The 374-nt window shown below is 68.4% G+C and carries 1 protein-coding gene; it reads right to left on the bottom strand.

Annotated features, from left to right (window positions below):
* A partial coding sequence (locus PL597_RS26195; RefSeq protein ID WP_271366679.1) for a cupin domain-containing protein occupies nt 1-374 on the bottom strand: 374 nt, incomplete at both ends.

Raw genomic sequence — 374 nt, 5'->3', positions numbered from 1 at the left:
CTGAACAGCCAGCTGACGTGCGGACCAAAATAGAATTCGCCGCACAGCATCTCCAGCGCCCCCTCCGCCGGGCCGGCGCGCATTTCCGTCACCGTGCCGTTAAACCGGTGCGCCACCGGCAGCACCTGGCCCCACTCCACCAGGCTCTCCATCAGATGCGGCGAACCGTGCGGCAGGAGGACGACATCTCCCGCGCGCAGGTGATGAGTCTGGCCGCCGACATTGAGCCGCCCCTCGCCGCGCAGCACCACGTGCCAGGGCACCACGCCGCTGCGCATTTGCTGGTGCCCGGCCTGCCAGCGGCCGCCGAAGCGACAGTGCAGGTTCACTTCGCAACGCGGCGCCAGCAGCGCCAGCAGATGACTGAGACTGTC

The organism is Agrobacterium sp. ST15.13.013, assembly GCF_027956525.1.
In the GTDB taxonomy this organism is placed as follows: Bacteria; Pseudomonadota; Alphaproteobacteria; order Rhizobiales; family Rhizobiaceae; genus Agrobacterium; species Agrobacterium salinitolerans.
The sequence above is the reverse complement of the archived record's forward strand: the minus strand, read 5'-3'. Positions and strand labels throughout refer to the sequence as shown.